The organism is Pseudomonas sp. NPDC087342 (assembly GCF_044744265.1).
Classification (GTDB): Bacteria; Pseudomonadota; Gammaproteobacteria; order Pseudomonadales; family Pseudomonadaceae; genus Aquipseudomonas; species Aquipseudomonas nunensis.
In genome coordinates, this window is the sequence record NZ_JBIUXZ010000005.1 from 200,427 (window position 1) to 226,315 (window position 25,889).

At 58.5% G+C, this 25,889-nt stretch carries 29 protein-coding genes and 2 pseudogenes; 19 read left to right on the forward strand and 12 right to left on the reverse strand.

The window, feature by feature from the left end:
• Positions 1-14 precede the first annotated feature (14 nt).
• Positions 15-455 carry a DoxX family protein gene (locus ACIOYV_RS14995; RefSeq protein WP_401324652.1) on the forward strand — a complete coding sequence of 147 codons (441 nt, stop codon included), beginning with the start codon at positions 15-17 and terminating at the stop codon, positions 453-455.
• A 59-nt stretch (positions 456-514) separates the two neighbouring features.
• On the opposite strand, the gene ACIOYV_RS15000 is transcribed toward ACIOYV_RS14995, so the two are convergent.
• Positions 515-1,387 carry a LysR family transcriptional regulator gene (locus tag ACIOYV_RS15000; protein ID WP_401324653.1) on the reverse strand — a complete coding sequence of 291 codons (873 nt, stop codon included), beginning with the start codon at positions 1,385-1,387 and terminating at the stop codon, positions 515-517.
• Positions 1,388-1,543: 156 nt separating this feature from the next.
• Here ACIOYV_RS15000 and ACIOYV_RS15005 point away from each other — a divergent pair, with 156 nt between their 5' ends.
• Complete coding sequence (locus tag ACIOYV_RS15005) at positions 1,544-2,845, forward strand: NAD(P)/FAD-dependent oxidoreductase (RefSeq protein WP_401324654.1); 1,302 nt, start codon at positions 1,544-1,546, stop codon at positions 2,843-2,845.
• Between the two features lie 49 nt (positions 2,846-2,894).
• On the forward strand, positions 2,895-3,983 hold the full coding sequence (locus ACIOYV_RS15010) for a polyamine ABC transporter substrate-binding protein (protein WP_401324656.1): 1,089 nt from the start codon (positions 2,895-2,897) through the stop codon (positions 3,981-3,983).
• 278 nt (positions 3,984-4,261) lie between these two features.
• On the opposite strand, the gene ACIOYV_RS15015 is transcribed toward ACIOYV_RS15010, so the two are convergent.
• Positions 4,262-4,924, reverse strand: a complete 663-nt coding sequence (locus ACIOYV_RS15015; protein ID WP_401324657.1) for an NADPH-dependent F420 reductase — start codon at positions 4,922-4,924, stop codon at positions 4,262-4,264.
• Between the two features lie 100 nt (positions 4,925-5,024).
• Between ACIOYV_RS15015 and ACIOYV_RS15020 the strand changes: the two genes are divergently transcribed.
• Positions 5,025-5,921: a LysR family transcriptional regulator gene (locus ACIOYV_RS15020; RefSeq protein WP_401324659.1), complete on the forward strand. Its 897-nt coding sequence runs from the start codon at positions 5,025-5,027 to the stop codon at positions 5,919-5,921.
• A 6-nt stretch (positions 5,922-5,927) separates the two neighbouring features.
• Here the strand turns inward: ACIOYV_RS15020 and ACIOYV_RS15025 are convergent, their stop codons facing one another.
• The gene (locus ACIOYV_RS15025; RefSeq protein WP_401324661.1) at positions 5,928-6,863 is read right to left on the reverse strand and encodes a transporter; all 936 of its coding nucleotides are present in this window, start codon (positions 6,861-6,863) and stop codon (positions 5,928-5,930) included.
• Between the two features lie 156 nt (positions 6,864-7,019).
• Between ACIOYV_RS15025 and ACIOYV_RS15030 the strand changes: the two genes are divergently transcribed.
• The 3 genes from ACIOYV_RS15030 (at position 7,020) to ACIOYV_RS15040 (ending at position 8,071) form a co-directional block, all read left to right on the forward strand.
• Positions 7,020-7,346, forward strand: a complete 327-nt coding sequence (locus ACIOYV_RS15030) for a hypothetical protein (protein ID WP_177331457.1) — start codon at positions 7,020-7,022, stop codon at positions 7,344-7,346.
• Between the two features lie 128 nt (positions 7,347-7,474).
• Positions 7,475-7,678 carry a hypothetical protein gene (locus ACIOYV_RS15035; RefSeq protein WP_401324775.1) on the forward strand — a complete coding sequence of 68 codons (204 nt, stop codon included), beginning with the start codon at positions 7,475-7,477 and terminating at the stop codon, positions 7,676-7,678.
• 66 nt (positions 7,679-7,744) lie between these two features.
• Complete coding sequence (locus tag ACIOYV_RS15040) at positions 7,745-8,071, forward strand: c-type cytochrome (protein ID WP_401324663.1); 327 nt, start codon at positions 7,745-7,747, stop codon at positions 8,069-8,071.
• Here the strand turns inward: ACIOYV_RS15040 and ACIOYV_RS15045 are convergent.
• Both ACIOYV_RS15045 and ACIOYV_RS15050 read right to left on the reverse strand, forming a co-directional pair.
• Positions 8,068-8,214: pseudogene (locus ACIOYV_RS15045) on the reverse strand (c-type cytochrome); the annotation flags it as partial. The gene ACIOYV_RS15040 and the pseudogene ACIOYV_RS15045 overlap by 4 nt on opposite strands.
• 52 nt (positions 8,215-8,266) lie before the next feature.
• Positions 8,267-8,929 (reverse strand): glutathione S-transferase family protein, encoded by a 663-nt coding sequence (locus ACIOYV_RS15050; RefSeq protein ID WP_401324664.1) that lies wholly within the window; start codon positions 8,927-8,929, stop codon positions 8,267-8,269.
• Between the two features lie 159 nt (positions 8,930-9,088).
• On the opposite strand from ACIOYV_RS15050, the gene ACIOYV_RS15055 reads away from it, so the two are divergent.
• Positions 9,089-9,490 carry a DUF1801 domain-containing protein gene (locus tag ACIOYV_RS15055; RefSeq protein WP_401324666.1) on the forward strand — a complete coding sequence of 134 codons (402 nt, stop codon included), beginning with the start codon at positions 9,089-9,091 and terminating at the stop codon, positions 9,488-9,490.
• A 9-nt stretch (positions 9,491-9,499) separates the two neighbouring features.
• On the opposite strand, the gene ACIOYV_RS15060 is transcribed toward ACIOYV_RS15055, so the two are convergent.
• Positions 9,500-10,408, reverse strand: a complete 909-nt coding sequence (locus tag ACIOYV_RS15060) for an alpha/beta fold hydrolase (protein WP_401324668.1) — start codon at positions 10,406-10,408, stop codon at positions 9,500-9,502.
• 342 nt (positions 10,409-10,750) lie between these two features.
• On the opposite strand from ACIOYV_RS15060, the gene ACIOYV_RS15065 reads away from it, so the two are divergent.
• From ACIOYV_RS15065 to ACIOYV_RS15085, 5 genes are all read left to right on the forward strand, one after another.
• The gene (locus ACIOYV_RS15065; RefSeq protein ID WP_401324670.1) at positions 10,751-12,169 is read left to right on the forward strand and encodes an iron-containing redox enzyme family protein; all 1,419 of its coding nucleotides are present in this window, start codon (positions 10,751-10,753) and stop codon (positions 12,167-12,169) included.
• The gene (locus ACIOYV_RS15070) at positions 12,166-13,104 is read left to right on the forward strand and encodes a methyltransferase (RefSeq protein ID WP_401324671.1); all 939 of its coding nucleotides are present in this window, start codon (positions 12,166-12,168) and stop codon (positions 13,102-13,104) included. The genes ACIOYV_RS15065 and ACIOYV_RS15070 overlap by 4 nt, the downstream gene beginning before the upstream one ends.
• Positions 13,105-13,125: 21 nt before the next feature.
• Positions 13,126-13,389 carry a hypothetical protein gene (locus tag ACIOYV_RS15075; protein ID WP_401324673.1) on the forward strand — a complete coding sequence of 88 codons (264 nt, stop codon included), beginning with the start codon at positions 13,126-13,128 and terminating at the stop codon, positions 13,387-13,389.
• Positions 13,390-13,495: 106 nt separating this feature from the next.
• Positions 13,496-14,494 (forward strand): bile acid:sodium symporter family protein, encoded by a 999-nt coding sequence (locus ACIOYV_RS15080; RefSeq protein ID WP_401324777.1) that lies wholly within the window; start codon positions 13,496-13,498, stop codon positions 14,492-14,494.
• A 67-nt stretch (positions 14,495-14,561) separates the two neighbouring features.
• Complete coding sequence (locus ACIOYV_RS15085; protein WP_401324675.1) at positions 14,562-15,188, forward strand: LysE family translocator; 627 nt, start codon at positions 14,562-14,564, stop codon at positions 15,186-15,188.
• Between the two features lie 132 nt (positions 15,189-15,320).
• Here ACIOYV_RS15085 and ACIOYV_RS15090 read toward each other — a convergent pair whose 3' ends face one another.
• The gene (locus ACIOYV_RS15090; RefSeq protein ID WP_054615316.1) at positions 15,321-16,079 is read right to left on the reverse strand and encodes an SDR family NAD(P)-dependent oxidoreductase; all 759 of its coding nucleotides are present in this window, start codon (positions 16,077-16,079) and stop codon (positions 15,321-15,323) included.
• Positions 16,080-16,235: 156 nt separating this feature from the next.
• Between ACIOYV_RS15090 and ACIOYV_RS15095 the strand changes: the two genes are divergently transcribed.
• A complete protein-coding gene (locus ACIOYV_RS15095; RefSeq protein WP_163909491.1) occupies positions 16,236-17,135 on the forward strand; it encodes an AraC family transcriptional regulator in 900 nt (299 codons plus the stop codon).
• Between the two features lie 89 nt (positions 17,136-17,224).
• On the opposite strand, the pseudogene ACIOYV_RS15100 reads toward ACIOYV_RS15095, so the two are convergent.
• The 4 genes and pseudogenes from ACIOYV_RS15100 to ACIOYV_RS15115 all read right to left on the reverse strand — a co-directional run.
• A pseudogene (locus tag ACIOYV_RS15100) lies at positions 17,225-17,377 on the reverse strand (pirin family protein); the annotation flags it as partial.
• Between the two features lie 25 nt (positions 17,378-17,402).
• Positions 17,403-17,804: a DoxX family protein gene (locus ACIOYV_RS15105; protein WP_401324678.1), complete on the reverse strand. Its 402-nt coding sequence runs from the start codon at positions 17,802-17,804 to the stop codon at positions 17,403-17,405.
• A gap of 92 nt (positions 17,805-17,896) precedes the next feature.
• A complete protein-coding gene (locus tag ACIOYV_RS15110) occupies positions 17,897-18,766 on the reverse strand; it encodes an NmrA/HSCARG family protein (protein WP_401324679.1) in 870 nt (289 codons plus the stop codon).
• Between the two features lie 33 nt (positions 18,767-18,799).
• Positions 18,800-19,735, reverse strand: coding sequence for an NADP-dependent oxidoreductase (locus ACIOYV_RS15115; protein ID WP_401324681.1), 936 nt, complete (start codon positions 19,733-19,735; stop codon positions 18,800-18,802).
• A 103-nt stretch (positions 19,736-19,838) separates the two neighbouring features.
• On the opposite strand from ACIOYV_RS15115, the gene ACIOYV_RS15120 reads away from it, so the two are divergent.
• Positions 19,839-20,714, forward strand: a complete 876-nt coding sequence (locus ACIOYV_RS15120; protein WP_401324682.1) for a LysR family transcriptional regulator — start codon at positions 19,839-19,841, stop codon at positions 20,712-20,714.
• Between the two features lie 190 nt (positions 20,715-20,904).
• Here the strand turns inward: ACIOYV_RS15120 and ACIOYV_RS15125 are convergent, their stop codons facing one another.
• Positions 20,905-21,159, reverse strand: a complete 255-nt coding sequence (locus ACIOYV_RS15125) for a DUF6555 family protein (protein ID WP_163909496.1) — start codon at positions 21,157-21,159, stop codon at positions 20,905-20,907.
• Positions 21,160-21,353: 194 nt separating this feature from the next.
• On the opposite strand from ACIOYV_RS15125, the gene ACIOYV_RS15130 reads away from it, so the two are divergent.
• The 4 genes from ACIOYV_RS15130 (at position 21,354) to ACIOYV_RS15145 (ending at position 25,780) form a co-directional block, all read left to right on the forward strand.
• Entirely contained in the window at positions 21,354-21,812 is a 459-nt protein-coding gene (locus ACIOYV_RS15130; protein WP_401324685.1) for a metallophosphoesterase family protein, read from the forward strand.
• Positions 21,813-21,841: 29 nt separating this feature from the next.
• Entirely contained in the window at positions 21,842-22,438 is a 597-nt protein-coding gene (locus ACIOYV_RS15135) for a hypothetical protein (RefSeq protein WP_401324686.1), read from the forward strand.
• A gap of 497 nt (positions 22,439-22,935) precedes the next feature.
• Entirely contained in the window at positions 22,936-24,339 is a 1,404-nt protein-coding gene (locus ACIOYV_RS15140; protein WP_401324688.1) for an MFS transporter, read from the forward strand.
• 427 nt (positions 24,340-24,766) lie between these two features.
• On the forward strand, positions 24,767-25,780 hold the full coding sequence (locus tag ACIOYV_RS15145; RefSeq protein ID WP_401324690.1) for a GlxA family transcriptional regulator: 1,014 nt from the start codon (positions 24,767-24,769) through the stop codon (positions 25,778-25,780).
• Positions 25,781-25,889 lie beyond the last annotated feature (109 nt).

Consider the following 25,889-nt stretch of genomic DNA (forward strand, 5'->3'; position numbering starts at 1 on the left):
GAAGGAAATATCCCATGTCTCAATCTGCAAACATCGCTCATTCAACCACCTCTGAACAGAGCCGCTCTGACGTCACCCAAGCTTCAGCATCGCTGATTGGCCGTGTATTGCTTAGCGCCATATTTATCCTGTCGGGTGTGTCGAAACTGGCTGCTCCGGCCATGATGATCGGTTACATCGGCTCTGTAGGGCTGCCGTTTCCAACCGTGGCCTTGGTACTGGCGGTCATTGTCGAGATCGGTGGCGGTTTAGCGCTGATCGCCGGCTACCGCGCTCGCGCCGTAGCCTCTGTGTTGGCGCTGTTCAGCGTCGTCACCGCCCTGGCGTTCCATAGCGCACTGGCGGATCAAAACCAGTTCATTCACTTCTTCAAAAACATCGCCATGGCCGGTGGACTGTTGCAGGTGGTTGCTTTCGGCGCCGGTCGTTTTAGCCTTGATGCCCGTCGCCGCTGATTCGTGGTGATGTGCGGTTTATGCCGTCCTCATCCCGGCCAGTTGTCAGCAGAGTCTGACTAACTGGCCTGCTCCGCAAACCATTGCATGATCACCGCACACGCCGGATGGCTCGCCGCCGACGGCTGTGGGCACAGCGAATAAATCCCCCGCGTCTTTAATGGCTGACCGAACGGCACCACCAGCACCCCGCGATCCAGCGATTCCTGGGCCAGGGTCAGATCCGTCATCGCCACCCCCAACCCGCGTGCCGCCGCATCCAGCGCCAATTCGTCGAGGTTGAAAGGGATGTGCCGGTAATCCTCCAGCGACTTGCCGCCATTGGCCGCCAGCCAATCGATCCACGCTTGCTTGTCCGCTGAACGGTGCAGCAGCGCGAAGCGCACAAGGTCATCCGTCGAATCCAGTGGGCCGAGGCCCGGCGCGCACACCGGCACCAGCGCTTCGTTGAATAGGGTCAGGCTGGATGGATCGTTCGACGGTTCGGGCAGGTAAAGGATGTAGGCGTCGCTGTCGCTGGCCGGTTCGACGATCTCAGTTGCCACGGTTTCAATCGACAGGGAAATCTCCGGGTAGCGCAGGTAGAAGTCGTTCAGTTTCGGCAACAACCAGCGGACCGCCAGGGACACGTGCATGCGAATGCGGAAGGGACGCTTCTGCGGCGAAAGCCGATCCTCCAGGGTTTTCAGTTGCTCAAGGATCTGCCGCGCACTGGCCAGCACCTGTTCGCCTTCCACGGTCAATTGCAGGCTGCGGCTGCTGCGGACGAATAGCGGCACACCGAAGTGACTCTCCAGTTGCTGGATTTGGCGGCTGACGGCGCTTTGGGTCAAACAGAGCTTTTGCGCCGCTTGGGTGAAGCTACCCGAATCAGCGACCTCCACCAGAGCCTGAAGGCCCTGGAGGGAAGGAACGTGGCGAATTTTATCCATGCGTTTTCAGAATAGTCCGATGATTTTATAACGTTGGTTGTATCACTACAGACCTTATAGATTCTAGCTCTGGCGACCGTTAACTCAATCAGCTCATGCGATTACTGCATGTGGTGACGGATACGGTTTGCCGAATGACAGTCAATGAGGTGATACATGGAAAACGTATGTGGCTGGATTGCGCAGGCGGGAAACGCCCCAGTTCGTGATCGCTTGAGTGGTTCGCAAAAAGCCGATTGGCTGATCATTGGCGCCGGGATTACGGGGCTGTGCGCCGCTCATTCCCTCGCCGAAATGCACCCTCAGAGTCGCATCGTGATCGTCGACCGGCAGCGCGCGGCGCAAGGTGCATCGGCGCGCAATTCCGGGTTTGTCGTGGCCCATGAACATCCAGCCACGGATGAGTTGTCGGGAAATCAGGGTTTCGCCGGTTATGAAGTTGATACCGCAATCTCCCGCGCTGCCAGCGAGGAAGTCCGCCAGCGGATTGCCCGCCACGGCATCGAATGCGATTTCCGGGACGCGGGTTACTTCTTCGCTGTCAGCGATCCGGCCAAGTTGACCCACGTCGAAGCCAAGCTGCAAACGCTGCACGCCGTGGGCGCCTCGGCGCAGTTTCTGGAAGGTGAACAGCTCAAGCAAAAACTCGGCACCGGGCATTACCAGGCCGGGATCTGGTGCGGCAACGGCAACGCCTTGCTGCAACCGGCCAAATACGTGAAGGGCTTACTCGATGCGTTGCCGCCGAATGTCACCCTCTACGAAAACACCGATATCACCGGGCTGGAACGTTCAACTCAGGGACGAGTTCGTGCACAAGGCATTGAGGGCAGCATCGAGGCGAAACAAGTGCTGGTGTGCCTGAACGCCTTTATTCCGCGCTCGGGAATCGCCGACAGCGGCACGTTCCCGATGGAACTCAGCGCCAGCCTGACACGGCCGTTGACCATCGATGAGTTTCAAGCGATCGGCAGCGTCGAGCCCTGGGGCGTGCTGTCCACCCGGCCACTTGGCGCCACGGTGCGGCTGACCCCGGACCGTCGCGTGATGATTCGCAACACCGCTGAATACCGCTCCCGGGACCTGTCCAACAGCGATCTGCTGCTGCGGCGAAAACATCACGCGCTGGGCTTGCAGCGCCGCTTCCCGTGGTTGACCGAGCAGGACATTCGCTACACCTGGACCGGTCATCTGAGTGCCTCGCGTTCCGGGCAACCGTTTTTCGCCAAGGTCGAGGAGGGCGTGTTTGCCGTGGCCGGCTGCAACGGTTCAGGCGTCGCGCGCGGCACCCTGTGGGGACGCTTGCTCGCCGAACTGGCATCGGGCGCCAGTTCGCCATTGTTGGCCTCAGTGATGCAAAGAGCCCAGCCCGGCTGGCTGCCGCCCAAACCTTTGCTCGATATCGGTGCCATGCTGCGCATGCGTGTGGAGGCGGTCAGGGCCAGAACAGAAATCTAGAAAATCGGCAATCACACAACAAAAATTCTCCAAAACTAGGTGATCGAACATGCGCGTCCATCCTGTTTCCCTGGCGGTCTTACTCACGACGTTTTCGGCAGTCACTTACGCCGACGAACAGGTCAATATTTCCAACTGGAGCGGCTACATCGCCGACGACACGCTGCCCAGTTTCACCAAGGCCACCGGGATCAAGGCGACCTACGACATCCACGACAGCAACGAAGTCCTGGAATCGAAGTTGATGACGGGCAATACCGGGTATGACGTGGTCAGTCCGTCGAACCATTTCATGTCGCGGTTGATCAAGGCCGGGGCGATCCAGAAGCTCGACAAAAGCCAGCTACCGAACTGGAAAAACCTCGACCCGGCGCTGATGAAAAAGCTCGAGGTCAACGACCCCGGCAACCAGTACGGCTATCCCTACATGTGGGGCACGGCGGGCATCGGCTATAACGTCGAGAAAATCAAGGCGATCTTAGGCAACACCGATGTCACCCATTCCTGGAGCCTGTTTTTTGATGAGAACAACATCAAGAAACTCAGCCAGTGCGGCGTGGCGATTATCGATAACCCGACGCAGATCCTGCCGATCACCCTTAACTATCTGGGGCTGCCGCACCATAGTCACGAGCCGGCGGATTACGCCAAGGCCGAGCAGGCGCTGCTGAAGATCCGGCCGTACGTTCAGTACTTCCACACCTCCAAATACGTCAGCGATCTGGCTAACGGCAACATCTGCGCGGTGATCGGTTTCAACGGCGATATCGTGCAAGCCGCTGCCAGCGCCAAGGAAGCCAAGAATGGCATCGACATCGCCTATTCGATCCCGGACGAAGGCTCGACTCTTTGGATGGACATGGTGGTCATGCCCAAGAGCGCGCCCCACGAGAAAAATGGCTACACCTACATGAACTACCTGCTTGAGCCCAAGGTGATTGCCAACATCAGCAGCAGCGTGCACTACGCCAACGCCAACCTGGCGGCGGACGCCGATGTTGTGCCGGAGGTGAAGCAAGACCCGGCGATTTACCCACCGAAAAGCGTGCTGGAAAAACTGTTCACCGTGGAAGACCTGCCGCCTGCCATCGCCCGTCTGACCACCCGTCTGTGGAACAAGCTGAAGACCAACACCTGAAACCGCATTCGCGAGCAGGCTCGCTCCCACACTGGATCGTCGCCGAATACACATTTCGTGCACACCACAGATCCCCCTGTAGGAGCGAAGCTTGCTCGCGAAAGCGGTGGGTCAGGCAACATCATTATTGTCTGATCAGCCGCCATCGCGAGCAAGCTCGCTCCCACAGGGGATCGCACTCGAACACAAATTCTGTGTTCACCACCGATCCCCCGTGTGCGCAATTCGGTCAATAAATGCATCCCCTGCAATTCAACAGACCGGTCCCGTTAATCCGCTCAATAGCGCCACGACCCCTCGGGCATTTCGACCTGCCGCTCGGCAGCCGCCAACGCAGCCTTCAGCCCTGTTTTATCCAACGCAATGCAGTAAGCAGGTTTCGCCCGTTCAAACCGCCAGCTCTCATCGAGGCCACCGGCATCCACCGCGTCGAAGCCAATCTCGTCCAGCAGCTGGATCACCAACGCTTTCGCCACCGGATCATCCGCCGCAACGGGGAGTGCGCGTCGGTCCGGTGCAGCTTTGGCGCGGCCGTCTTGCAACAAATCCTGGGCGAGGATGGCATTGAACACCTTGACCACACTGGAGTGGGGCAGGTGCTCGGCGAGCAGGCGGCTGGTGGTGGTTTCGAAGCGATCCAGCGCGTCGATGTGGCCGTCGCGTGCCGGGTAATAGTTGTTGGCATCCAGCACGGTTTTGCCCTCCAGTAACCGGGCCGGCAAGCTGCGGTAATGCTCCAGTGGAATGGCCACCAACACCACCTCGCCAAACTGTGCAGCCTCTTCGACAGTGCCGACCTGACTGCCGCGAATGCCGCTGAGCACGCTGCTCAGGGTTTGCGGGCCGCGTGAATTGCTGAGCATCGCTTCATGTCCCGCCGCGATGACCAATTGCGCCACTGCGCGTCCGATAAAGCCTGCTCCAATAATCCCGATTCGCATGTCCGTACTCCATGGGTTGGTAAGGAGAAACCATGATGATTGCCAACCAGGCGCAGATAAATAATCATCGGCTACTTAGTCTCGTTACCAGGAGTGTCGAATGATGGATCGCCTGACGAGCATGGGCGCCTTTGTGATGGCGGCCGAATCCGGCTCCTATGCCAGCGCCGCCGAGCGCCTCGACATGTCGCCGCAGATGGTCGCCAAGCATGTCGCCGCGCTGGAGCAGCGGCTGGGCGCACGACTGCTGAACCGTACGACCCGACGCCAAAGCCTGACGGAACTGGGCAGCGCTTATTACGAACGCTGCAAACACATCCTGAGCGAGACCCGGGCTGCCGACTCCCTGGCGCAGATCATGAACGACACCCCCCGGGGCAAGCTGAAAGTCAGCGCACCGGTGACCTTCGGCTCCTATAGCCTGATGCCGTTTGTCACGGAGTTTTTGCGCCAGCATCCCGAGGTGGAAATCGATCTGCATTTGACCGATCGCTTCGTCGATCTGGTGGAGGAGGGCTACGAGGTCGCGTTCAGGATCGGCCCGCTGGCCACGTCGAGTTTGACCGCCAGGCCGCTGGCGCCTTATCGATTGATCACCTGTGCCGCGCCGGGTTATCTGGCTGAACGCGGAACGCCGCAAACTCCGGATGATCTCAAGCACCACGAGTGTCTGGGTTATGCCTATTGGGCCCGGCCGGCAGATCGCGAATGGGTGTTCTGCAAGGGCTCGACGGTTGAGCGCGTGCAAGTCGCCAGTCGATTGCACGTCAATGAAAGCAAGGCACTGCTGTCGGCCGCGCTGGACGGATTCGGGATTGTCCTTGGGCCCAAGGACTTTCTTGAGCCTGCCTTGCGCAGCGGTGAGTTGGTGCGACTGTTAGCGGACTACGAAGCACCGAGCCGGCAGATGCATTTGCTCTACACGGCCAATCGTCAGAGAACCGCCAAACTCCGACGATTTATCGATGCGGCACTGCTGCATTTTGCTGCGCCTTGAGCAGGCTTATAGCGGCACAACCAGCGTCAGCCAGCTGTTCCAGCCCTCGGCGCGATTCTCGGCATCAAACTCGTAGTAGCCCTTGAGGTTGGCGTACCAGAGTTCTTTGCCGACTTTGAAGAAGTGCCCGGCCTGAGGGCCGACCGCACTGACTTTGGATTTGAAATCGCCTTGGGTCGCGCCGCTGCCGCTGTCCCCCGTGACTTGATGGTAAACGTAGCCGACCACGCCCAGGTGCGTCTGGCTGGTGACGAAGTGCGAGGCGCTCAAGTCGAGGTGGGCGTCGATACCGTTTTTATAATCAATATCGGTGTTTTCCCAGTTGTAGGTCATGCCCGCCACGGCGGAAAACTCGTTGGTCTTGTCGAAGTAGGTGTAGCCGCCGCCCGCGTCCATCGAGGCATGGCCAAGCCCGGTGTTGACCAGGCGATCCGGGTCGTAGGCGCCGACGGGCACGTTGCCCATGGTGTACGCCATGAAGTTATGCACGCCATGGTTCCACTTCATTGTGCCGAGCAGATAAACGTCACTCGCGCCCTTGAGGCTATCGTCCACCCCGCCGGAAAAGCTCCGGCCGCGCGGGCCGGTCAACGTGGCATCGACACTGGCCTCGGACCGGCCGACGGCGGCAACCACCGAGACCGCCGCTTGAGCCCCCAGCAGCGGTTCGGCGAAGGTGTAGGTGGGGCTGGCGAACAGTAAATCCGCCTTTGCATCCAGCCCGACGGTGGTCCGGCCGCCCCGTGGAAACGGCTTGCTCCCACCTTCACTGGCACTGACATGGTAATAAACCAGCGGCAGGCTCCAGCCCGGCTCGGTCGGCGCCGCTGCCAGCGCACCGAACTGGCCGGGCAGCCAGAAACTGATGCCGCCGTCGTCCGCTTGTACGGTGATCGCGGGCAATAAGGCCATCAAGCCGATCAGTCTTTTTATTTTTATCATCAGGGCCTCAATTGCCGACTGTTATTTGAATAATCCATGCACGGGAAGCAAGTGTAGGCGAATGTGCGGATTTGGCTTCCTCAAGTAAGGCATTTTGCTGGCCCCCAAACCTTCGACTAATCGCCAGAATCGCCGCACTTTCAGATGGTTAGGTGAATTCAATTGCGCAATCTAGTGATCTCGCTGGCTCTGGCGAGCGTTGCCATCCCGGTGGAAGCCAAGGAGCTGAAACCCAATGATCGGTACATGTGCAGCTGGGGCGCAGGGACAGCGGCGAGGGCTCAGGAACTGAAACTGCAAGGCGTTTCGCTGTATGCCGCGCGCCAGAAGATCCAGGGTTACAAGTTTGATAAATCATGGATGCGCATGATGGCCATGGGGATTACCGAGCAAACTTACGACAGCAAATCGCGGTTCAAGCCCGAAGCGATCCGCAAGAGCTTTTATGAGGACTGCGTGCGCTACAAATTGGCGCGTAAATGAGCCGTCGCCTGGATTGCTGAACCGATGCTGTCGAGCTTTGAAGTTTCATGATTGTTCAGGTGCGAGCGGCTTAGGATGATGGCTTCGGGTGGTGCGTGGCCATGCTTGCAGCCAAAGGGGACAGAACAATGAAATCGAATCTCTTTAAAGTCGTGTTGATCGCCGGTGCTTTGCTCCTGAGCGCATGTTCCGGTTCCGGCGTGACCACCAGCAGTTGTTTTTCCGATGGGTGCCAGCAGTTTGATGGCCGCGCCTCGAACAAGCTGAATTTCGGCGGGAGCGCTATCGGTAGCAACTTCAGCGAGTACAGCTCGGGTTTGCTGCACGATTAAATTGAAGGCTTCGGTATCGACGCGGGTCGTGATGAAATAGCCGCTCGTTTTTTCGAGAGCCGTTACATGAACCGCGCTGCCATCCTGACCTTCGCCCTAATGCTCACCACCGGATTGCTCGGCACCCAGGCTTTCGCGGCCGGCGATGCCGAGGCGGGCGGCAAGCTGTTCAGCCGAACCTGCGGCGGTTGTCATCAAGTCGGCGAATCGGCGCGCCCGGGCTTTGGTCCAGAACTCAATGGCGTGATCGGCCGCACGGCCGGCAGCACCACCGGTTACCAGTACTCCGAGGCGATGAAATCTCAGCCACCACAGAGGTTGAATGTTATAGCGCTTTCGCGGGCAAGTCGGACCGCCGCACCGCTCGCTCCTACCGTTATTTTGGGGGGCTAGGGAAAGGTTTGCAGGTAGGCCAGCAGGTTTTCGATCTTTTCGGGATCGCTGATGCCCCAGAAGATCATGCGCGTGCCGGCCACCACGCTTTTGGGGTCTTCGATGTACTTGGCCAGGGTTTCGCGGGTCCAGATCACGCCGGAAAGCCTTCGCGGGCAAGCCTCGCTCCTACAATCGTTTTGCGGTACGGGTACGTCAGCGAAACCGCAACGGAATCGCCTCCGCAAACGGATAAAACTGAAAGTACGGCTTGGCTTCGTCGATGACCCGCTGCACGGACGGGCGCTGGATCAACCGTTCAAAGTAGGCACTCAGATGCCCGCAGTCGTTGGGAAACGGTAGCAGCGTGCTGGCATAGAACAACGCCGGGACCGCCGCGCAGTCGGCCAGGCTGAAGGCCTCGCTGGCTACCCAGATCCTCGACGCCATCCGCCGCTCCAGCATGTAATACGCCGTCGTCAGCAGCGCACCCTCCTTGGTCAAGTCGCCATGCAGGGAGAACAGGCGATCCGCCACAATCCGCTGCATCGGTCCCTGAACGTACAGATCGAAAAAACGATCCCACAAACGCACCTCCAGCGCAGCCTCCCAATCTTCGGGAACCAAGGGCTGCGGGCCAGGATAAAAGCGATCCAGGTATTCGATGATGATCGTGGACTCCGGCACGTCGCGCTCGCGCGCTTGATCGTGGACCACCGGAAACTTGCCGATCGGCCAGCGTGCCTGAAGCTCGGCGCGGTCGGTCTCGCTCGCCAGATCGACAATCCTCTTTTCGAATTCATGGCCATTTTCGTACAGCGCAATCAGCACTTTGTGGCAGTACGACGAGAGCGGATGGTAGTAAAGAGTCAGCGGCATCTTTCAGTCCTCGATGAACGTGTGCAGCCCACAACGTTGCAGTATCGACCGAGGTTCAGAGATGCGCGAGGCGAGCCTACCCAGCGGTCGCGGCGCCTGGAGAAAAATCCGTCGTCGGCAATACTCAAGGGTCGGCAACCACTCCGCGAGGCGATCAGCATGAAAAAGGCAATGGAAGCAGAAGAGGGCGCTAGCGCTTCTGCGCAGATCGACGCAAAAATCCACGAACTGAACGATTGGCGAGGCGAAACCCTGGCGCACATCCGCGCGCTGATCCACAAGGCCGACCCCGACGTGGTCGAGGAAGTGAAGTGGCGCGGCGTGCCGGTGTGGTCCCACGCCGGCATCCTCTGCACCGGCGAGACCTACAAAGCCGTGGTAAAAATGACCTTCGCCAAGGGCGCCTCGCTGGAGGACCCTTCAGGCCTGTTCAATTCAAGCCTCGAAGGCAACACCCGGCGGGCGATTGATATTCATCAGGACGAGAAGATTGATGAGGCCGCGTTGAAGGCGCTGATTCGTGCGGCGGTGAAGCTCAACACTTCAAAAGCTGCCAAATGAGCGGCCCGGTCACTGGGCAATAAAGTCGCGAATCGCCCGAATGGTCGCGGTCGGTGCTTCTTCCATCAGCCAGTGGCCGGCCCCCGGGATTACCACTTCCGTGACTTTGTCCGCGGCATTGCGCATCACGATCGCTTCGTTGTTGCCGAAGGATTTTTCACCGCCGATGGCCAGCACCGGCATCTTCAGCCGGTTCTTCATCGTTGTTTCGTTGTCCACGGCGTCCTGGCGAATGCTGCGAAACTGCGCAAAAGCCGCGTGCATGGCGCCGGGGCGGGCGTAGAGCTTGGCGTAATGCTGACGGGTGGCTTCGTCGACTTTGGTGGGATCGCCGGCGAACTCGTTCCAGAAGCGGTCCAGGTAAATGCGCTCGCGACCGGCAACCAAACGCTCGGCATCCGGGCCGCCAAAGTCGAAGTGCCACAGCATCGGTGAACGGACGATCTCGTTCCAGGGCGTAATGCCCGGCACCGGCGCATCCATCACCACCAGGCGATCAGTCAATTGCGGGTAACGCGCGGCGTAGGCGAAGGCGACCATGGTGCCGATGTCATGGCCGATGACCACCGAATGTTCGATGCCCAACGCCGCCAACACCCCACGAATATCGCCGGCCTGGGTCTTCTTGTCGAAACCGCTGTCCGGGATCGACGACAACCCCATGCCACGCAGGTCGGGCACTACCACGGTGTGATCCTTGGCGAGGTCCGCAGCGAGCGGCGCCCACATGTCGCCGGTATCACCGAAACCATGCAACAACACCACCGCCGGGCCTTTGCCACCGACGCGCACATGCATCGTTACGCCTTCCACGGGAATGTCCTTGGTCAGGAAAGCAGAGGGGAATGGCGTTACATCAGCCAGTGCCGGAAGGCTCAGGACTAGCAGCAGGGACGCGGTCAGCAGGGGGCGGATCATCAGCGTTCTCCAAAGGGGCGGGCGAGCCCATGGAAGGGTAGCTGGGGTTGTGCAAATTGCCGTCCAACGGACAGTCGTGAAATTCAATGAATCTTCTGAATAGGGGTGAATCGTAAGAATTAGAGCGGCGCAAAGCCTGATGCCGGTCAGTTAAGTAAGGCGTAGAACCTGTGGGAGCGAGCTTGCTCGCGATAGCGGCGTAACAGTCAGCATCAATGTTGAACGTGATACCGCTATCGCGAGCAAGCTCGCTCCCACATGGATTTCCGCGTTCAGTAGTTAACTGGTCGGCATCAGGTACAAAGCCGGGATTCTTTTGAGATGACTGCCAGGTACACCCCCATGACACACCTTCAGACCCTTACAGGCACGCCAATAGGTAGCCCGGTAGCCACCGACAGCAATCAGGCCAAGACTGTTTATGACGCCTTGATGCAGCCGAGCGAAGCATTGCGCGATGTCGATGTTGTCGATTTTCTGCATCACGAACTGGCGCGCGCCGAGCACGCGGATTGCGAAGTGCCGAGCAACCCGCAGGTGCTTGAAGACTGGATCGGCCAGGGTGTGGCGAACGTCGCCGAGCAATACTCGGCGTATCTGCAAGAGCGGCATGCCGGCGGTCCTCGACGATTTTTCACGGGGCGCAGTCATGCGCTGTACTTCTTGCAGCATGTCGCGCCGACCAAGTTAGTCGATGGCGCGTGGCTCTACGGCCTGCTGCCGCAGTGGGCGGATTATCGGTTTCATGGGCTGATTCGTACGTATCTGGAGGAATTGGGCGACGGCGAACCGGCGCTCAATCATGTGGCGTTGTATAAAAAACTCATCGCCGATCTGGACTGCGACCCCGGCTATACGCTGGCGGATATCTATTACGAGCAGGGCGCGATCCAGCTGGCGCTGGGGCAGCACGGCGCGGCGTTTCTGCCCGAAGTCATTGGCTACAACCTGGGCTATGAACAGCTGCCGTTGCACTTGCTGATCACCTCGTTCGAATTGAATGAACTCGGCATCGATCCGTACTACTTTTCGCTGCACGTCACCATCGACAACGCCAGCACCGGCCATGCGCGCAAGGCAGCTCAGAGTGTGCTGTCGCTGATGCCGATGGGGGCGGAGCGCGATGAGTTTTATCGGCGTGTCGTGCAAGGCTACAAGCTCAATGAACTCGGAATTGGCTCGACGGCGATCATCAAGTCCTTCGACCTCGAGCAGCAAGTTATCGCCATGCTCGAACGCAAACGTTCGTTCGGGCAGCACATGCATTCCGACTATTGCCGTCTGGAAGGCAAGACCGTGAATGAGTGGCTGGCGGAACCCGATCAGATCCCGGCATTCCTCGACGTCTTGCTGAACAAAGGCTGGATCAAGCGCGACGAAGACCCGGCCAACAGTCGGTTCTGGAAGTTGATCGACGGGGCGGGCGCGCCGATGTTTGGCGTCTTCTCGGGTTACGAAAAACAGCTGCTGTGGGACTGGATTGCAGGTGAGCGGATCGTGGAAGAAAGCGCTGCCAACGCCTTTCGATTTCAGTTCAGGAGCAAGACCTCTGCAGATGCGGATGTAGCGTCGCCGGCTATTCCAACCGACCCGGACCTGCAAGGGCTACTCAGCGATCTCGAACACTGCGCGGCCAGTGAAAAAATGGCTGTGCTTGGCGCGTTCATGTGCCCGGCCATGCATGCGACCCCGGCCGGGCTTTACGCCACACGGGAGTTCGTCAAGGTGATGAGCGAGAACGTAAAGGGGCAAGCGGTATGAGCGGACAAACCGCGCTGTTGCAACTGGGCAAGCTGCTCCGAACTGGCGGATATACGTTCGTGACGCCAACGCCCATCACTCACCAACGGGTCAACGACAGGGCTGGCAATGCCATCGGCAGCACACTGCGCGATGCGTTTGGCTGGAATCGGCCATTCGAGCACGGCTTGCTGCCACGCCAAGAAGAGAGCGAACTGATCGAAAGCGGCGTTTTGGAACGTGATCATGAACAGCTCAAAAGTACGGTCAGATGGTCATCGCTGGATAACCTGTTGCTGGTTCATTCTGCCTTCCCGACCACCCAGGAAGACTCGGTGTTCTTCGGCCCGGATACCTACCGTTTTGCTCAAACCATAAACCGCCATGTGCAAACCACCGGTTGCGACATCAAGCGCGCCGTCGACATCGGTTGCGGCACAGGCGCCGGCGCGATGCTTATCGCCCAGGCGAAGCCCCAGGCTGAAGTCTTCGCAGTGGACATCAACCCCAAGGCGCTCGAATTCACCGCGATCAACGCCAAACTCGCAGGCCTGAACAACGTGGCCTGCCACGCCAGCAATGTGCTGAATGATGTAGAAGGGCGCTTCGACTTGATCGTTGCCAATCCGCCGTACATGAAGGATTCCAGGCAACGGGCCTATCGCCATGGCGGTGATGCGCTGGGCGCGGACCTGTCGGTGCGGATCGTTCACGAATCGCTTGAGCGCTTGGCCGTGGGCGGGTCATTGCTGTTGTATACCGGCGTTGCCATTGTGGATGGCCAGGATCCGTTTCTCGCCTCAGTCAAAGAGGCTTTGGATCAACCGGCGCTGGACTGGCGTTACCGTGAGCTTGACCCGGACGTCTTCGGCGAGGAATTGCTGGAGGCCGGCTATGAACAGGTTGATCGCATCGCGGCCGTGGAATTGATCGTCACGCGACGTCTACCGGTGTAGTTCCTTCTTCAGGATACCGTCATGAAATCATTCCAAAACCAGCTGACTCCTGCTCAAGAACAGCGGCTCTGTGCCCTGGATGCCTGGCACTGTGCGCTCGAGAACTGCGCGCTGCGGATGGATTGCCCGGATGCCTATCATGAGGAGTTGCTTCGGCAAGCGGATGAAATGGATCGCCAGGGCATTGTGAATTGGGAGGAGTGGCGAGATTTGCGGCTGGAGGCGGATGCGGCTTATTCGCGCGCGGTGGCGGGAGGGGATTACCACACAGTGGTCAGTCGGTAGGTTTTCTGTCCTTTTGGCGCTATCTGCTGGCCCGTTGGCGTTAGTCGGTCACTGGACATCGGGATAGAGTGGTCGCTATGTTCCAGGCGCCCGGATGACCCTACTGATGACCCGCCCCCGTTTCTTGCCCGACAACTTCACCCTTACCCTGATCTGCGTGGTGATTCTCGCCAGTCTCTTGCCCGCCAGCGGTCAGGTTGCGGTCGGTTTTGGCTGGTTGACCAACATCGCGATTGCCCTGCTGTTTTTCCTGCATGGCGCCAAACTCTCCCGCGAATCGATCATTGCCGGGGCCGGCCACTGGCGCCTGCACCTGCTGGTATTCAGCCTGACCTTCATCCTGTTCCCTATCATCGGGCTGGCGCTCAAACCATTGCTGTCGCCGCTGATCGGCAACGATCTGTACATGGGCATGCTCTACCTCTGTGCGCTGCCCGCCACCGTTCAGTCGGCGATTGCCTTCACCTCGCTGGCGCGGGGCAACGTCCCGGCGGCGATTTGCAGTGCGGCGGCGTCCAGTCTGTTCGGGATTTTCCTCACACCGTTGCTGGTCACCTTGCTGCTGGATGTGCACGGCGATGGCGGCTCGACCATCGATGCAATCCTGAAGATCAGCGTGCAACTGCTGCTGCCATTCGTGGCCGGGCAAATCGCACGGCGCTGGGTCGGCAACTGGGTGGCGCGCAACAAGAGCTGGCTGAAATTCGTCGATCAGGGCTCGATCCTGTTGGTGGTCTACGGTGCTTTCAGCGAGGCGGTGAACGAAGGCATCTGGCACCAGATTCCGCTCTGGGAACTGGGCGGCCTGGTGGTGGTGTGCTGCATCGTCCTCGGGCTGGTGTTGCTGGCTTCCACGGTACTCGGTAAAGCCTTCGGTTTCAGTCAGGAAGACCGCATCACCATCCTCTTCTGCGGCTCGAAGAAAAGCCTGGCCACCGGCGTGCCGATGGCCCAGGTGCTGTTTGCCGGCAGCACCTTGGGCGTGCTGATTCTGCCTTTGATGTTGTTCCATCAAATTCAATTGATGGTGTGTGCGGTGTTGGCGCAGCGCTACGCCAATCGCACGGAAACGGTCGCCGAAATGATGGGGCAGGTTGATCCGTAAGCACCTGTTGCTTTCGAACCTCGTATCAGGATAACTGTGGCTCTGTCCTGCCTCGAGGTGACTCGCGATGTTTGATCTGCCCTCTATCGTGACGTACGTAGCCGTCGTGATCGGTCTGTTTCTAATCCCCGGCCCTGCGGTGCTGCTGGTCATCACACGCACCCTGCAGGGTGGACGCAAAGTCGGGATTGCTACGGGGCTGGGCGTTGCATCCGGTGACCTAATTCATACGCTGAGTGCTGCGCTGGGGCTATCGGCGATTTTGATGACCTCGGCGCTCGCGTTCAACGTCGTGAAGACGGTGGGTGCGTGCTATCTGATCTACCTGGGCGTGCGCGCCTTTCTGGCCAAGCCAGGCACCACTGCACGAACACCGTTGGCTGACGTGACCTCGACCCAGGCCTTTTTTCAAGCGGTCGGCGCAGAAGTGCTGAACCCGAAAACCGCGATTTTCTTCCTGGCCTTCCTGCCTCAATTCATTCACCCGGAGTCGGGCTCATCCCTGATTCAATTCGCGGTGCTTGGCTTGATCTTCTCGGCGCTCAGCGCGACCTATACCAGCGTTCTTGCACTCAGCATTCGTCCCTTGAGCCGGTTGATCAAAGGTCTGTCGGGGCTTCGTCGGTGGGAAGGGAAAATCATCGGGACGATGTTTGTCGGGCTTGGGGTGAAGGTGGCTTTTCAGCAGCGGTAGGGGAGGTTGGGGAGCCTACCGCTATTGTATTGCCTGCGTCCTATCCGGCAGTTCCACCTTGGGCAACGGCACCTTTCCCATCGGGTTGTCTCTCGATAGGGCGGCGACAGGATGGAGTGAAGGCAGCGGTGGCTACAGCAACTGCCCGCCCGAGATGTCAAAAGTCGTCCCGTTAGCCCAGGCCATGTCATCGGACAGGATGGCGGCAACCGCACCGCCTATATCATCCGGCAGACCGACACGGCCCAGCGCGATGCCCTGTGCCACATAGGCGTTCACATCCTTGTTGTCGCGCACCGCACCACCGCCAAAATCGGTTGCGATGGCGCCTGGGGCAATTGCATTCACTCGAATTCGGCGCGAACCGAGTTCTACGGCCATGAAACGGGTCAGCACCTCGACTGCAGCTTTCACCGCCGCATAAATGCTGTAGCCCGGCAGAGTAAAGCGCACGAAGCCGGAGGAAACGTTCAGGATACGACCGCCGTCTTCCACGAGCGGTAACAGCTTCTGTGTCAGGAAAATCGGCCCGCGAAGGTGTGTGGCGACCAGTGAGCCGAACTGGTCCTCGGTCGCGTCAACAAAGTTCGCAAAGAGGCCATTGCCGGCATTGTTGATGAGGAAGTCGAAGCGCTCGCGGCCGAAGTCTGTCTTCAGCGTATCAGTCAGTGCGTTAGAAAAATCTTGATAGCTGGCAGTATCGGTGATGTCTAGCGGCAGCATCGCGGCCTTGCCGCCCTGTGCCTCGATTTCTCGCATCAGCGATTCGGCTTCTGCCTCGCCGCTGCGATAGGTGCCGATGATGTGGACGCCGCGCTTGGCAAGGTGAAGCGCCATGTTGCGGCCAAGGCCACGGCTGGCGCCAGTGATGAGTGCGATCTGATTGGTCATGGATTGTCTCTGCTAGGTAAACGCGCGTTTCTGCGCGTTTTTGACCCGCTCAAGATAGGCAATGACAGGTTTGTAACCCACACCCAATAAGCTCAGTTTATTGCCTGATTGTATCAATCACATTGCGCGGTCGCGGGGCGTAGGAATAATCGGCTCATGAACAATGACCTTGCTCCGCATCTTGATATAGCCCTGCGCCATGCGCCACCGGGTTTGACTTTTACACCGATTCCGCGTGTAGACATCTGCGTCGGACAAGGCTCTACAGACAAGGCGCCATGCCTTTATCGCTCGATGATCTGCTTCATTCTTCAAGGTTCGAAGCGCGTTGCGATTAACGACAATCTTCTAAGCTACGACAGTGAGCAATATCTCATCAGCGCCCTGGACCTGCCGTTGATCGGGCAGATTCTAGATGCTGAAGGAGGGCAGCCCTACGTTGCGGTATCGCTCGTTCTGGATCCGGCCATACTGGCGGAACTGGCGACGACTATGCCCCCGGTTCGCGAGAGCGAACAAAAGGGGATAGGCATCACGATTAACCCGATGACCGCTTCGCTGCGTGACACGTTGCTGCGCTTATTGTCATTGCTTGACACGCCTGCCGATATCCCGGTTCTCGGCCCCATGGTTGAACGGGAGTTGCTCTATCGTCTTCTACTAGGCCCTCAGGGGCGGCTACTGCGTCAAATTGCCCAACCCGAAGGCGCACTGGGTAGCATCCGACGGGCCGTTGCGTGGATCCGAGACAATTACAATGTCCGACTTCGCATCGATGCGTTGTGCGATGCAAGCGGCATGAGCCGGGCAAGTCTGCATCGCCATTTTCTGTCGATGACCGGCCTCAGTCCCCTCCGATATCAGAAACAGCTCAGATTGCAGGAAGCTCGCCAGCTTTTGCTTGCTGGCGAGCATCGTGCGTCTGACGTGGCGTTCGCTGTCGGCTATGAGAGCGCATCACAGTTTAGCCGCGAGTACCTAAGGCAATTCGGCGTATCGCCTGCACGCGACGTGCGCGAGGTACGGCAAGCAATCGCGAATTCAACAAGGGCGTAAAGGGCAGACTGACTTTTGGAGTCTTGACGACTGACTAGTCCAGGCCGAATTTATGGGCAAGACTCGCGCATGACATTGCCCCTGACGTCAAAGATATCAAGGAACACGAAGGGCTTGAGGAACCGACCCAGGTCAGAAGGACTCATCAGGCGGGTTATAGGCCCATGGCCTGCCGCTCCTCGAGTGCGATGAGTAATAGGCCGGGAGACTCGGGTGTCAGGAGCGGTTGAGGAAGTAGTCATCGCGTTGATTCCTGCAAGGTGAGGCTTACACTGGACGGATCAGACTCAAAATGCTGTCGCGATGGAGCCAGGCAATACTGGCTGTGATGAGTAGCAACAAGACGGCCGGTACAGGGCTGCCCCCGATAACGAAGAGGTGGGTGAAAATCGCAACGCACATAGTGATCGCCAGCAGCAGCCCTCCAAGTCCTATGGTGACGGGTATGAACAAAGCGACTGCAGCGCTGATTTCGATCAGCCCCGTCGTGATACGAAACCACTGACCCAAGCCAATATGTTCGAAGATCTCGACCATCATTGGCACGCCAGCGAGCTTGGCACCGCCAGCTGCCAGAAACGCCAAGGCCGCTATAAGACGTAATCCAAGGGACGTGTACTTGAACGCCGTGCTCGTGCTGGCGGATTGATTGAACGCTTTATTACTCATGTCAGTGTCCACTTTAGACGGCGCGGAGCCGAACGAAGATGGGTTAACAGGGGACAATGCATTGGTTGAAAATAATGCCCCCCCGCCCTGTTTTAAACGCCGGCAGTCGCTTCGCGGACGAAGTCTTCGTAAGAACGCAGCGGGTGCCCAATGATGGCTTCCAGTCGGTCCACGGTTCCTTCAGCGGCTTGCATGCCGAACGTCTGGATACCCGCCATCATCAGGCGCATGTCGTATGCCAACCAGCCGGGGCCGTACGAAGCCAGTTGCCCTTCGAAGGCCGCTACATCGTCACCGCCGTAAGCGATCTCGTGACCCAGGGCTGAACTCCAGGTCTTGGCCACGGATGCACCCGTCAGTGCTTGTGGCCCAACCAACTCCAGCGTTACACGATCGAGAGCCGAAGATGCCTTGTCGCGTCGCAGCAGTTCTGCCACGGCGACATCGGCAATGTCGCGCGCATCAATCATCGAGACGCCCGCCGAGCCGATCGGCATCGGGTACACCGAGTAGTTCTGGATCGTCTGTTGGACCATCAGGTCGTTTTGCATAAAGTAAGCCGGACGCAGAATAGTCGCGGGGATGTCGAGGCTTTCGAGCATGCGCTCAACGGTATGCTTGCCAGTGAAGTGCGGAACATTGGTGAACTTGTCGGCATGAATCACTGAGAGGTAAACGATGCGCTCAATGCCGGCCTCGTGAGCGAGGTTCAACGTAATAAGGGCTTGCGTGACCTCGTCGGGTGTAACGGCGTTGAGCAAAAACAGCGTCCGTACCGAAGACAGCGCAGTGCGCATCGAAGGTACATCGGTGAGGTCTGCGACAACTTCAGTGACGCCTGCCGGGAAGTCCCGCTTACCCGCTTGGCGCACGAGCGCTTTGACTTCGGCGCCCGCGTCGGCAAGGCCCTGAGTGACGAGTGAACCAATGGTGCCCGTGGCACCAATAACGAGAATGCTCATTTTGAATCTCCTGCAGTGATTAGAGGGAGTGGATCAGCGAGAGAAGTCCGCAACGACTTTTCCAGTTCCGGAAACGGTGCGATTGCGTTCAATCGCCGTGGGTATGTCTGCGAAGCCAATGACCTCTCCGATCCTGGACCGCAACGTGCCGCTGGCGATTTCGTTTGCCAGCGAAGCCAGAAGTTCGGGATCAGGTTTGTTCATGAACCACAGGCCGCGGCGATTCGCCGGTGTACGCGCCAGAATGTCGGGTGATGACGTGCCGACAATGGCGCCGTTCTCAGCCAGCACCTGCCAGGAGCGATCCAGTACTTCGCCCCCGACGTAGTCGAGCACCAGGTCAATGTCCCGGACGACTTCCTCGAAACGTTGGGCTTGATAGTCGATGACATGATCGGCGCCGAGGCTGCGCACATAGTCCAGGTCAGCCGTGGCCGCCGTTGCGAAGACCTCGGCAGCTGCCCGCTTGGCAAACTGCACGGCATAGGCGCCCAGCCCACCGGCAGCACCATGAATAAGGATTCGCTGGCCTGGATGGATCGGCCCCGCATGATGGAGGCTCTTCCAGGCTGCCACGGCTGCGACAGGAACCGCAGCCGCATGCACATCATCAAGATTCTCAGGCGTAAGGGAGAGGCTCGATTCACTGACGCTCACGAATTCGGCGTAGGCGCCCAGTTTCCCAATCGCGCCCATGACACGGTCGCCGATGCGAAAGCGAGAGACACCGGGGCCGACAGCCTCGACAACCCCCGCCATCTCGGCGCCCAGCACTATTGGTAATGGAAGCGTAAACGCGTTTCGGACATGACCTTCGCGGACTTTCCAGTCAATGCCGTTTACGCCGGCGGCACGAACCCGGACGAGGACCTCGTCTTGTTCAGGTTCCGGTTTTTTGATTTTGGCCACTTCCACGGCGCCAGCGCCGCCGTATGCCCGGATCAGTACAGCTCGTTGCAGGGCGCTCATTTGCAGTTCCTCGTATCGAGTTCCGATGACGAGAAGATAGGCTGTTGCACGGATAATGCGCAGACACCAAAATGCAGACACTTCGTTTCAAAAGTGGAGCACCATGAATCTGAACGCTCTGATCGATTTCATACTCGTCGCAACGAATGAGGGGCTTGGAAAGGCGAGCCGTGCTAGCGGCATATCCAAAGCCACCTTGTCGCGTCGGATCTCCGACCTTGAGGAGCAACTCGGGGTGAGGCTCATCGAGCGCAGCGCTCGCGGCCTGAAGCTGACCGAAGCTGGCGAACTGTTGATGGCTCGAACAGAAGGACCGTTGAGCGAGGTGGCCGATGCCATGACAACGGCTCGTGAGGGCGTGTCGACGCCTCGCGGACGCTTGCGTGTCGCCTCCCCAGTCCTGTTCTCCCAGCTTGCAATGGGCCGCATCGGAGCAGAATTCTGCGCCGCCTACCCGGAGGTCGAAATCGAAGTCGTGGCGGAGGATCGCCTGGTTGACCTTGTGGAGGAACAATTCGACGTCGCTATCCGGATCAACCCGAGCCCAGACAGCAATTTGGTCGGCCGATGCTTCGCCAAAGACCGGCTGGTAGTAGTGGCGGCGCCAGAAGTGATCAAGCCCGATCCCGGGGAAGTCAGACCCATTCCTGGCATTGTAACGTCGAGCTTCCAGCCGACCCACTGGAGTCTCGACGGAGGGCGTTTGGTGCTGGAGCCTATTCCAAAGCTGCGATTCTCCTCGTTACTGATGGTCCGCGATGCGGCTGTCGCCGGTGGTGGTGTTGCCCTGATTCCACAGTCCATCGCATGGAACCAGCTCGCCCGTGGCGAGTTGGTCCAGTGGGGCACGGTATCGGGTGTAGAACCCGAGCTTTGGGTCTTGCATACCTCCAGGCGCCTGATTACTCCAAAAGTTCGAGCATTCGTCGATTTCATATGCGCGAAGTATCCGGACATGTCTCTGGTACTAGCAGGATAGAGGCCGCTCACTGGTCTCGGGTATTGACCCGCTGTGGTTACATCGCAAGCAGTCCTCCACCAACTCACAAATGCCCCGAATGCGAGAATTTTTCCCACGACTGGTTGATTTATGATTGGGGAGGCTTTGCTTCAATCCAACGCCGACATATTCAACAGCAAACTTATGCGGGGATGCTGCCGGCCACAGGTCATGATGTCGAAACCTCCGTCCAGTTCAACGTCGCTGACTCGCGCCATTTGACTTCGGTCAGCCCATACTTTTCCGCCTGGGGTTTGGACACGACTTTGAGTGGTGGCCTGCCAGGTTTTGGTATCGGCGCTATCCCCGCATCACAACTCGCCCAGTGCCAGGCCTGGGCATTGGTCATGCTTTGCGCGCGGATGATGAATGATTTTGTCTGCCCGTGAAGCTGGTATTCAATGATGTAAAGATCGGTCTTCATGAGGCCCCCTCCATTTGCTCATAGATAAAGGAGTGGTGGCGTCAGAAAAAAATTCAAAGCGTTTTCGGTTGTTGTTACTGATTGATTTCTGAAGGGAAGATTGCGGGTTTGCAGGCGCTGCTGGACGGTGCTGTGAGGCGAGAGTTCAATGGCAATGACCGGTGGCGAGGTCACTCATTTATCTGGAGCGGTACATGAAAATTGGTGTGATTTCTGACACCCATGGTTTGCTCCGTGCCGAAGCAATTGCGGCGTTGCAGGGCTGTGAACGGATCGTTCATGCGGGCGACATTGGCAGCGCGCAAATCCTTGAGCAACTGGCGGCCATCGCTCCGCTATACGTCGTGCGTGGCAACAACGACCTGGATGCGCCGTGGGCAAAACAGATTCCCGATCTTCTGTATTTCGACCTCAATGGATGGAGGACGCTGTTGGTGCATGACATTGCCGATGTCCCCGTTGCACTCGATGCGGACGTGAGGCTGGTGATCACCGGCCATTCGCATAAGCCACTGATTGAATGGCGCGGTGAACGGCTTTTTCTCAACCCCGGCAGTGCAGGGCGGCGGCGCTTCAGGTTGCCGGTGACGTTGGCGCTGGTTGAGGTGCTGACGGCGTCGATGGAGCCGCGTCTGGTATCGTTGGTGGAATGATCGACCCTGGCCCTCTGGTGCAAAGAAAGATGCTCAAGATCAATACCGAAATGGCGATGTTCATCGCGTTGCTCGCTTGTGCAGGGCCGACCTTGGGGGCGGGGCTGCCGCCGCCCACCGTCGATGTGCTGGCATGGCCGCGCATGTCTTCGAGCGAGTTTGGTTGCTATATGGAGCAGTCGCTGGGGCATCGCGACAAGCGCTTCAACTGCAGCTTGAAGGGCTACGAAAATCAAGGCGACCCCTGCAGCAATGGCGATGCCTACACCGAAGGCCCGGAATTGCCCGCAAACCTGGCTGCCAGGATTCATCCGCTCGCGACGCAGGTGCAACTGAGCTGGGAGCATGGGGAGTTGCAGCAGGTGACGCTCTTGCTCAAGGGAACATACAACGAGGCCGAGGTCCGCAGCGCCTTTAAATTGCCGCGTGCCGAAGCCTATTTGTTGTCAGAAGCAGAGCAGGGGACAGTGCCGGAAAATATCATGGACACCAGCGTTCAATATGAATCGACTGATGATTCGAGGGGCAAACGCCCAAGCGATCCGTCTTCAGGAGTTACTTCGGTCATGCTGACTGGCTTCGATCATATGGGCGCAGGCGATGTCGATTGCAGCGTTGATGAATGATATCCCGCGCCAGTTAGACCTTTCGTTGTCGTACAACGGCTTTTTCCATCCTATCTGCTATTCGCGTGGCAACTCACAGCACTGAACCTGCCTGTACCCGTCGTATTCCCTACAGAGCTGGATCTGGATCGAGAGGTCGTGTCATGACGAACGGCCATCTTTCAGATTGACAGCCAGGTATGAGCCTCGATATAAAAGGCACAGTTGTACGACGACAGACGATAGATCGACTGTTGAACCCTAAAAATAAAAAAGAGTGTCGGCCCCATCATGAATCCAACCTGCGTACTCGTCTCCCCGAATGCCGCTCCCCGTGGTTCGCTCCTGACTGCTTGCCTTGATGCACAGTCCGGCCCGTTGCAGGCAACGGTTTCAACAAACACCCCATAGCAGTTGCTACAGGTCTGACTCCAGCCGCCGGGCATGGAGAACGTGCACCTGTGCTCTCGTCCGGTTGTCGAGAGTTCATCACCCTAATCCAATAATAAAGTGATGCTATGAATCTGAATGAGCCCATCAATGCGCAACGTGTCGGCCAAGCCGTAGGCAAATACCGTTGGACGATCTGCGCGCTGTTGTTTTTTGCTACCACCGTCAACTACCTCGACCGCCAGGTGCTCAGTCTGTTGGCGCCGGGGCTGTCCACGGAGTTTGGTTGGAGTAACACCGATTACGCCAACATTGCTTCGGTGTTCCAGTTTGTCTACGCCATTTCCATGTTGTTCGCGGGTCGTGTGGTCGACAAGATCGGCACCAAGACCGCGTTTGTGGTGGCGATCTGCATCTGGTCGACCGGCGCGATAATGCATGCGTTTGCGGTGCCGATGGGCGAGGGGATCGCCGCAGTGTGCAGCGCGTTCGGCCTGGCGGTGATTCCGGTGTCGATTGCCGGTTTCATGTTGTCCCGCGCGGTGCTGGCGATCGGTGAGGCGGGTAACTTCCCGATTGCGATCAAAGCCACTGCGGAATATTTTCCGAAGAAAGAACGCTCGTTCGCCACCGGCATCTTCAACTCTGGCGCCAACGTGGGCGCAATCCTGGCGCCGATCTGCGTGCCGTTGATTGCAGGCCTGTGGGGTTGGGAAGCGGCGTTTATCGTGATCGGCATGTTGGGCTTCGTCTGGGTGGCCGTGTGGATCACGCTGTACCAGAAGCCGGAGCAGCAGAAGCGTCTGTCGGCAGCGGAACTGGCTTACATCCGCAGCGATGAACCGGTGCAAGTGATCGCTACGCCGGTAGCGGGCGAAGTGGCCAAGAAAGTCTCCTGGTTCAAGTTACTGACCTATCGCCAGACTTGGGCTTTTGCGTTCGGCAAGTTCATGACCGATGGCGTGTGGTGGTTCTTCCTGTTCTGGCTGCCGACCTATCTGTCGGCGCAATACGGCATGAAAGGCCCGGATATCGTGGTTCCGTTGGCGGTGCTGTACAGCATGACCATGGTCGGCAGCATCGGCGGCGGCTGGTTCCCGAGCTATTTCATGGCACGCGGCGACAAGCCGTATGACGGTCGCATGAAAGCCATGCTGGTGATTGCACTGTTCCCGCTGCTGGTGTTGCTGGCGCAACCGTTCGGCTACATCAGCTTCTGGGTGCCGGTGCTGTTGATCGGTGTGGGCGCGTCGGCGCACCAGGCGTGGTCGTGCAACATCTTCACCACCGTGTCCGACATGTTCCCGCAAAAAACCGTGGCGTCGGTGGTCGGGATTGGCGGCATGGCCGGTGGTTTGGGCGGCGTGGTGATGACCAAGATCGGCGGTTGGGTGTTCGACTACTACAAATCGATCAACGACATTCACACCGGCTACATGATCATGTTCGCCATCTGCGCACTGGCCTATCTGGTGGCGTGGAGCGTGATGAAAGCGCTGGTGCCGCAGCATAAAGAAATTACGGATCTGTAAGCTGTTCTTCAGTTGGATCGAGGTGGCTGTACCACCGTCATCGCGAGCAAGCTCGCTCCCACATGGGTTAGGTGTCGTTCGCCGGATGTGCGGCCAACACCGATCCCTTTGTGGGAGCGGGCTTGCTCGCGAAGGCGTCAGCCCAGCCGAAAACTCTGCCATCTGACACACCGCTTTCGCGAGCAAGCCCGCTCCCACATTGGTTTTATGTTGGTCTCAGGATTTGCGGCCAACACCAATCCCTTGTAGGAGCGAAGCTTGCTCGCGAAGGCGTCAGGCCTGACACACCGCGTCATCGTTCTTCGCGGGCAAGCCTCGCTCCTACAAAGATCAAAAGAAAGGTCAGGGATTCAGCCCGATAGCCCGAACACCAGTCTGGGGGTTAGCATGTGGGGTTATCAGCCCTCATCACCGAGTAACCCAGACCTTGATCGAACGACGCCAATTCAGCGGAGGCATGAAGGGGAAAAATCTCCGCTATTTGAATGAGCAATCGGGTGAGCCAGTCCCCATGGCGCGCACAGGCTTTTTGTTGCTGGAGCATTTTTCACTGCCGGCCTTCACGCAAGCGCTGGACACGATCGTCACCGCGAACTTGCTGCGCCCCAAGTTGTTTTCCACCCGAACGTTCGGTTTGCACGATGGCGAAGTTATCAGCGACCTGGGTCTGGTCATCCGGCCCGATGCGCGTTTCGACGGTGCCGCGATTCAAGACCTGGACCTGCTGGTCATTTGTGGCGGCTACCGCACCGAACTCAAAGCCAGCGATGAGTTGATCCACCTGCTCAGAAGCGCGGCAGACCACGGCGTAATCCTGTCCGGATTGTGGAACGGCGCGTGGTTCCTCGGCAGCGCCGGTTTGCTCGACGGCTACCGTTGCGCCATCCACCCCGAACATCGCCCCGCACTGGCGGAAATCGCCAAAGCCGCGCAAGTCACCAGCGAACCCTACGTGATCGATCGCGACCGGCTCACGGCATCCAGTCCTTCCGGGGCTTTTCACATGGCGCTGGACTGGATCAAAGGCTTGCACGACAAAGCACTCGTCGAAGGCATCGAAGACATCCTGGCCTTCGAAGAATCCCGCTACCGGCGCATCAAACCGACGGAAAATATCTGCGTCAGCGCACCCTTGCGCGAGGTAGTGAAGCTGATGGATGCCAACCTCGAAGAACCGCTGGAGCTGGAGCAACTGGCGGTTTACGCCGGTCGTTCCCGTCGTCAACTCGAGCGTTTGTTCAAGGAACAACTGGGCACCACGCCGCAACGCTATTACATGGAACTGCGCATTACCGAGGCGCGGCGCTTGCTGCAGCACACCGAACTGTCCCAGGTGGACGTGTTGGTGGCTTGCGGTTTTGTGTCGCCGAGCCACTTCAGCAAATGCTACAGCTCGTACTTTGGCTACCGACCGTCCAAGGAAACGCGGTTGGTCAAGTAAGCAGCTAGCCCAGGCATCCATACACCCTTGTGGCAGCGAGCCTGCTCGCGAAGGGGTCATGCCAGTCGACATCAACATTGACTGATCCACCGCTTTGGCGAGCAAGTTT

What these genes read in the sequence shown, in the direction of transcription:
- ACIOYV_RS14995 (WP_401324652.1), top strand. Translation starts at nt 15, where the DNA reads ATGTCTCAATCTGCAAACATCGCTCATTCAACCACCTCTGAACAGAGC.
- ACIOYV_RS15105 (WP_401324678.1), bottom strand. Translation starts at nt 17,804, where the DNA reads ATGAGTAATAAAGCGTTCAATCAATCCGCCAGCACGAGCACGGCGTTC.
- ACIOYV_RS15085 (WP_401324675.1), top strand. Translation starts at nt 14,562, where the DNA reads ATGTTTGATCTGCCCTCTATCGTGACGTACGTAGCCGTCGTGATCGGT.
- ACIOYV_RS15060 (WP_401324668.1), bottom strand. Translation starts at nt 10,408, where the DNA reads ATGATCCGCCCCCTGCTGACCGCGTCCCTGCTGCTAGTCCTGAGCCTT.
- ACIOYV_RS15010 (WP_401324656.1), top strand. Translation starts at nt 2,895, where the DNA reads ATGCGCGTCCATCCTGTTTCCCTGGCGGTCTTACTCACGACGTTTTCG.
- ACIOYV_RS15020 (WP_401324659.1), top strand. Translation starts at nt 5,025, where the DNA reads ATGATGGATCGCCTGACGAGCATGGGCGCCTTTGTGATGGCGGCCGAA.
- ACIOYV_RS15110 (WP_401324679.1), bottom strand. Translation starts at nt 18,766, where the DNA reads ATGAGCATTCTCGTTATTGGTGCCACGGGCACCATTGGTTCACTCGTC.
- ACIOYV_RS15095 (WP_163909491.1), top strand. Translation starts at nt 16,236, where the DNA reads ATGAACAATGACCTTGCTCCGCATCTTGATATAGCCCTGCGCCATGCG.
- ACIOYV_RS15035 (WP_401324775.1), top strand. Translation starts at nt 7,475, where the DNA reads ATGAAATCGAATCTCTTTAAAGTCGTGTTGATCGCCGGTGCTTTGCTC.
- ACIOYV_RS15050 (WP_401324664.1), bottom strand. Translation starts at nt 8,929, where the DNA reads ATGCCGCTGACTCTTTACTACCATCCGCTCTCGTCGTACTGCCACAAA.
- ACIOYV_RS15090 (WP_054615316.1), bottom strand. Translation starts at nt 16,079, where the DNA reads ATGACCAATCAGATCGCACTCATCACTGGCGCCAGCCGTGGCCTTGGC.
- ACIOYV_RS15015 (WP_401324657.1), bottom strand. Translation starts at nt 4,924, where the DNA reads ATGCGAATCGGGATTATTGGAGCAGGCTTTATCGGACGCGCAGTGGCG.
- ACIOYV_RS15040 (WP_401324663.1), top strand. Translation starts at nt 7,745, where the DNA reads ATGAACCGCGCTGCCATCCTGACCTTCGCCCTAATGCTCACCACCGGA.
- ACIOYV_RS15000 (WP_401324653.1), bottom strand. Translation starts at nt 1,387, where the DNA reads ATGGATAAAATTCGCCACGTTCCTTCCCTCCAGGGCCTTCAGGCTCTG.
- ACIOYV_RS15135 (WP_401324686.1), top strand. Translation starts at nt 21,842, where the DNA reads ATGCTCAAGATCAATACCGAAATGGCGATGTTCATCGCGTTGCTCGCT.
- ACIOYV_RS15075 (WP_401324673.1), top strand. Translation starts at nt 13,126, where the DNA reads ATGAAATCATTCCAAAACCAGCTGACTCCTGCTCAAGAACAGCGGCTC.
- ACIOYV_RS15055 (WP_401324666.1), top strand. Translation starts at nt 9,089, where the DNA reads ATGAAAAAGGCAATGGAAGCAGAAGAGGGCGCTAGCGCTTCTGCGCAG.
- ACIOYV_RS15130 (WP_401324685.1), top strand. Translation starts at nt 21,354, where the DNA reads ATGAAAATTGGTGTGATTTCTGACACCCATGGTTTGCTCCGTGCCGAA.
- ACIOYV_RS15005 (WP_401324654.1), top strand. Translation starts at nt 1,544, where the DNA reads ATGGAAAACGTATGTGGCTGGATTGCGCAGGCGGGAAACGCCCCAGTT.
- ACIOYV_RS15080 (WP_401324777.1), top strand. Translation starts at nt 13,496, where the DNA reads ATGACCCGCCCCCGTTTCTTGCCCGACAACTTCACCCTTACCCTGATC.
- ACIOYV_RS15115 (WP_401324681.1), bottom strand. Translation starts at nt 19,735, where the DNA reads ATGAGCGCCCTGCAACGAGCTGTACTGATCCGGGCATACGGCGGCGCT.
- ACIOYV_RS15025 (WP_401324661.1), bottom strand. Translation starts at nt 6,863, where the DNA reads ATGATAAAAATAAAAAGACTGATCGGCTTGATGGCCTTATTGCCCGCG.
- ACIOYV_RS15070 (WP_401324671.1), top strand. Translation starts at nt 12,166, where the DNA reads ATGAGCGGACAAACCGCGCTGTTGCAACTGGGCAAGCTGCTCCGAACT.
- ACIOYV_RS15125 (WP_163909496.1), bottom strand. Translation starts at nt 21,159, where the DNA reads ATGAAGACCGATCTTTACATCATTGAATACCAGCTTCACGGGCAGACA.
- ACIOYV_RS15065 (WP_401324670.1), top strand. Translation starts at nt 10,751, where the DNA reads ATGACACACCTTCAGACCCTTACAGGCACGCCAATAGGTAGCCCGGTA.
- ACIOYV_RS15140 (WP_401324688.1), top strand. Translation starts at nt 22,936, where the DNA reads ATGAATCTGAATGAGCCCATCAATGCGCAACGTGTCGGCCAAGCCGTA.
- ACIOYV_RS15120 (WP_401324682.1), top strand. Translation starts at nt 19,839, where the DNA reads ATGAATCTGAACGCTCTGATCGATTTCATACTCGTCGCAACGAATGAG.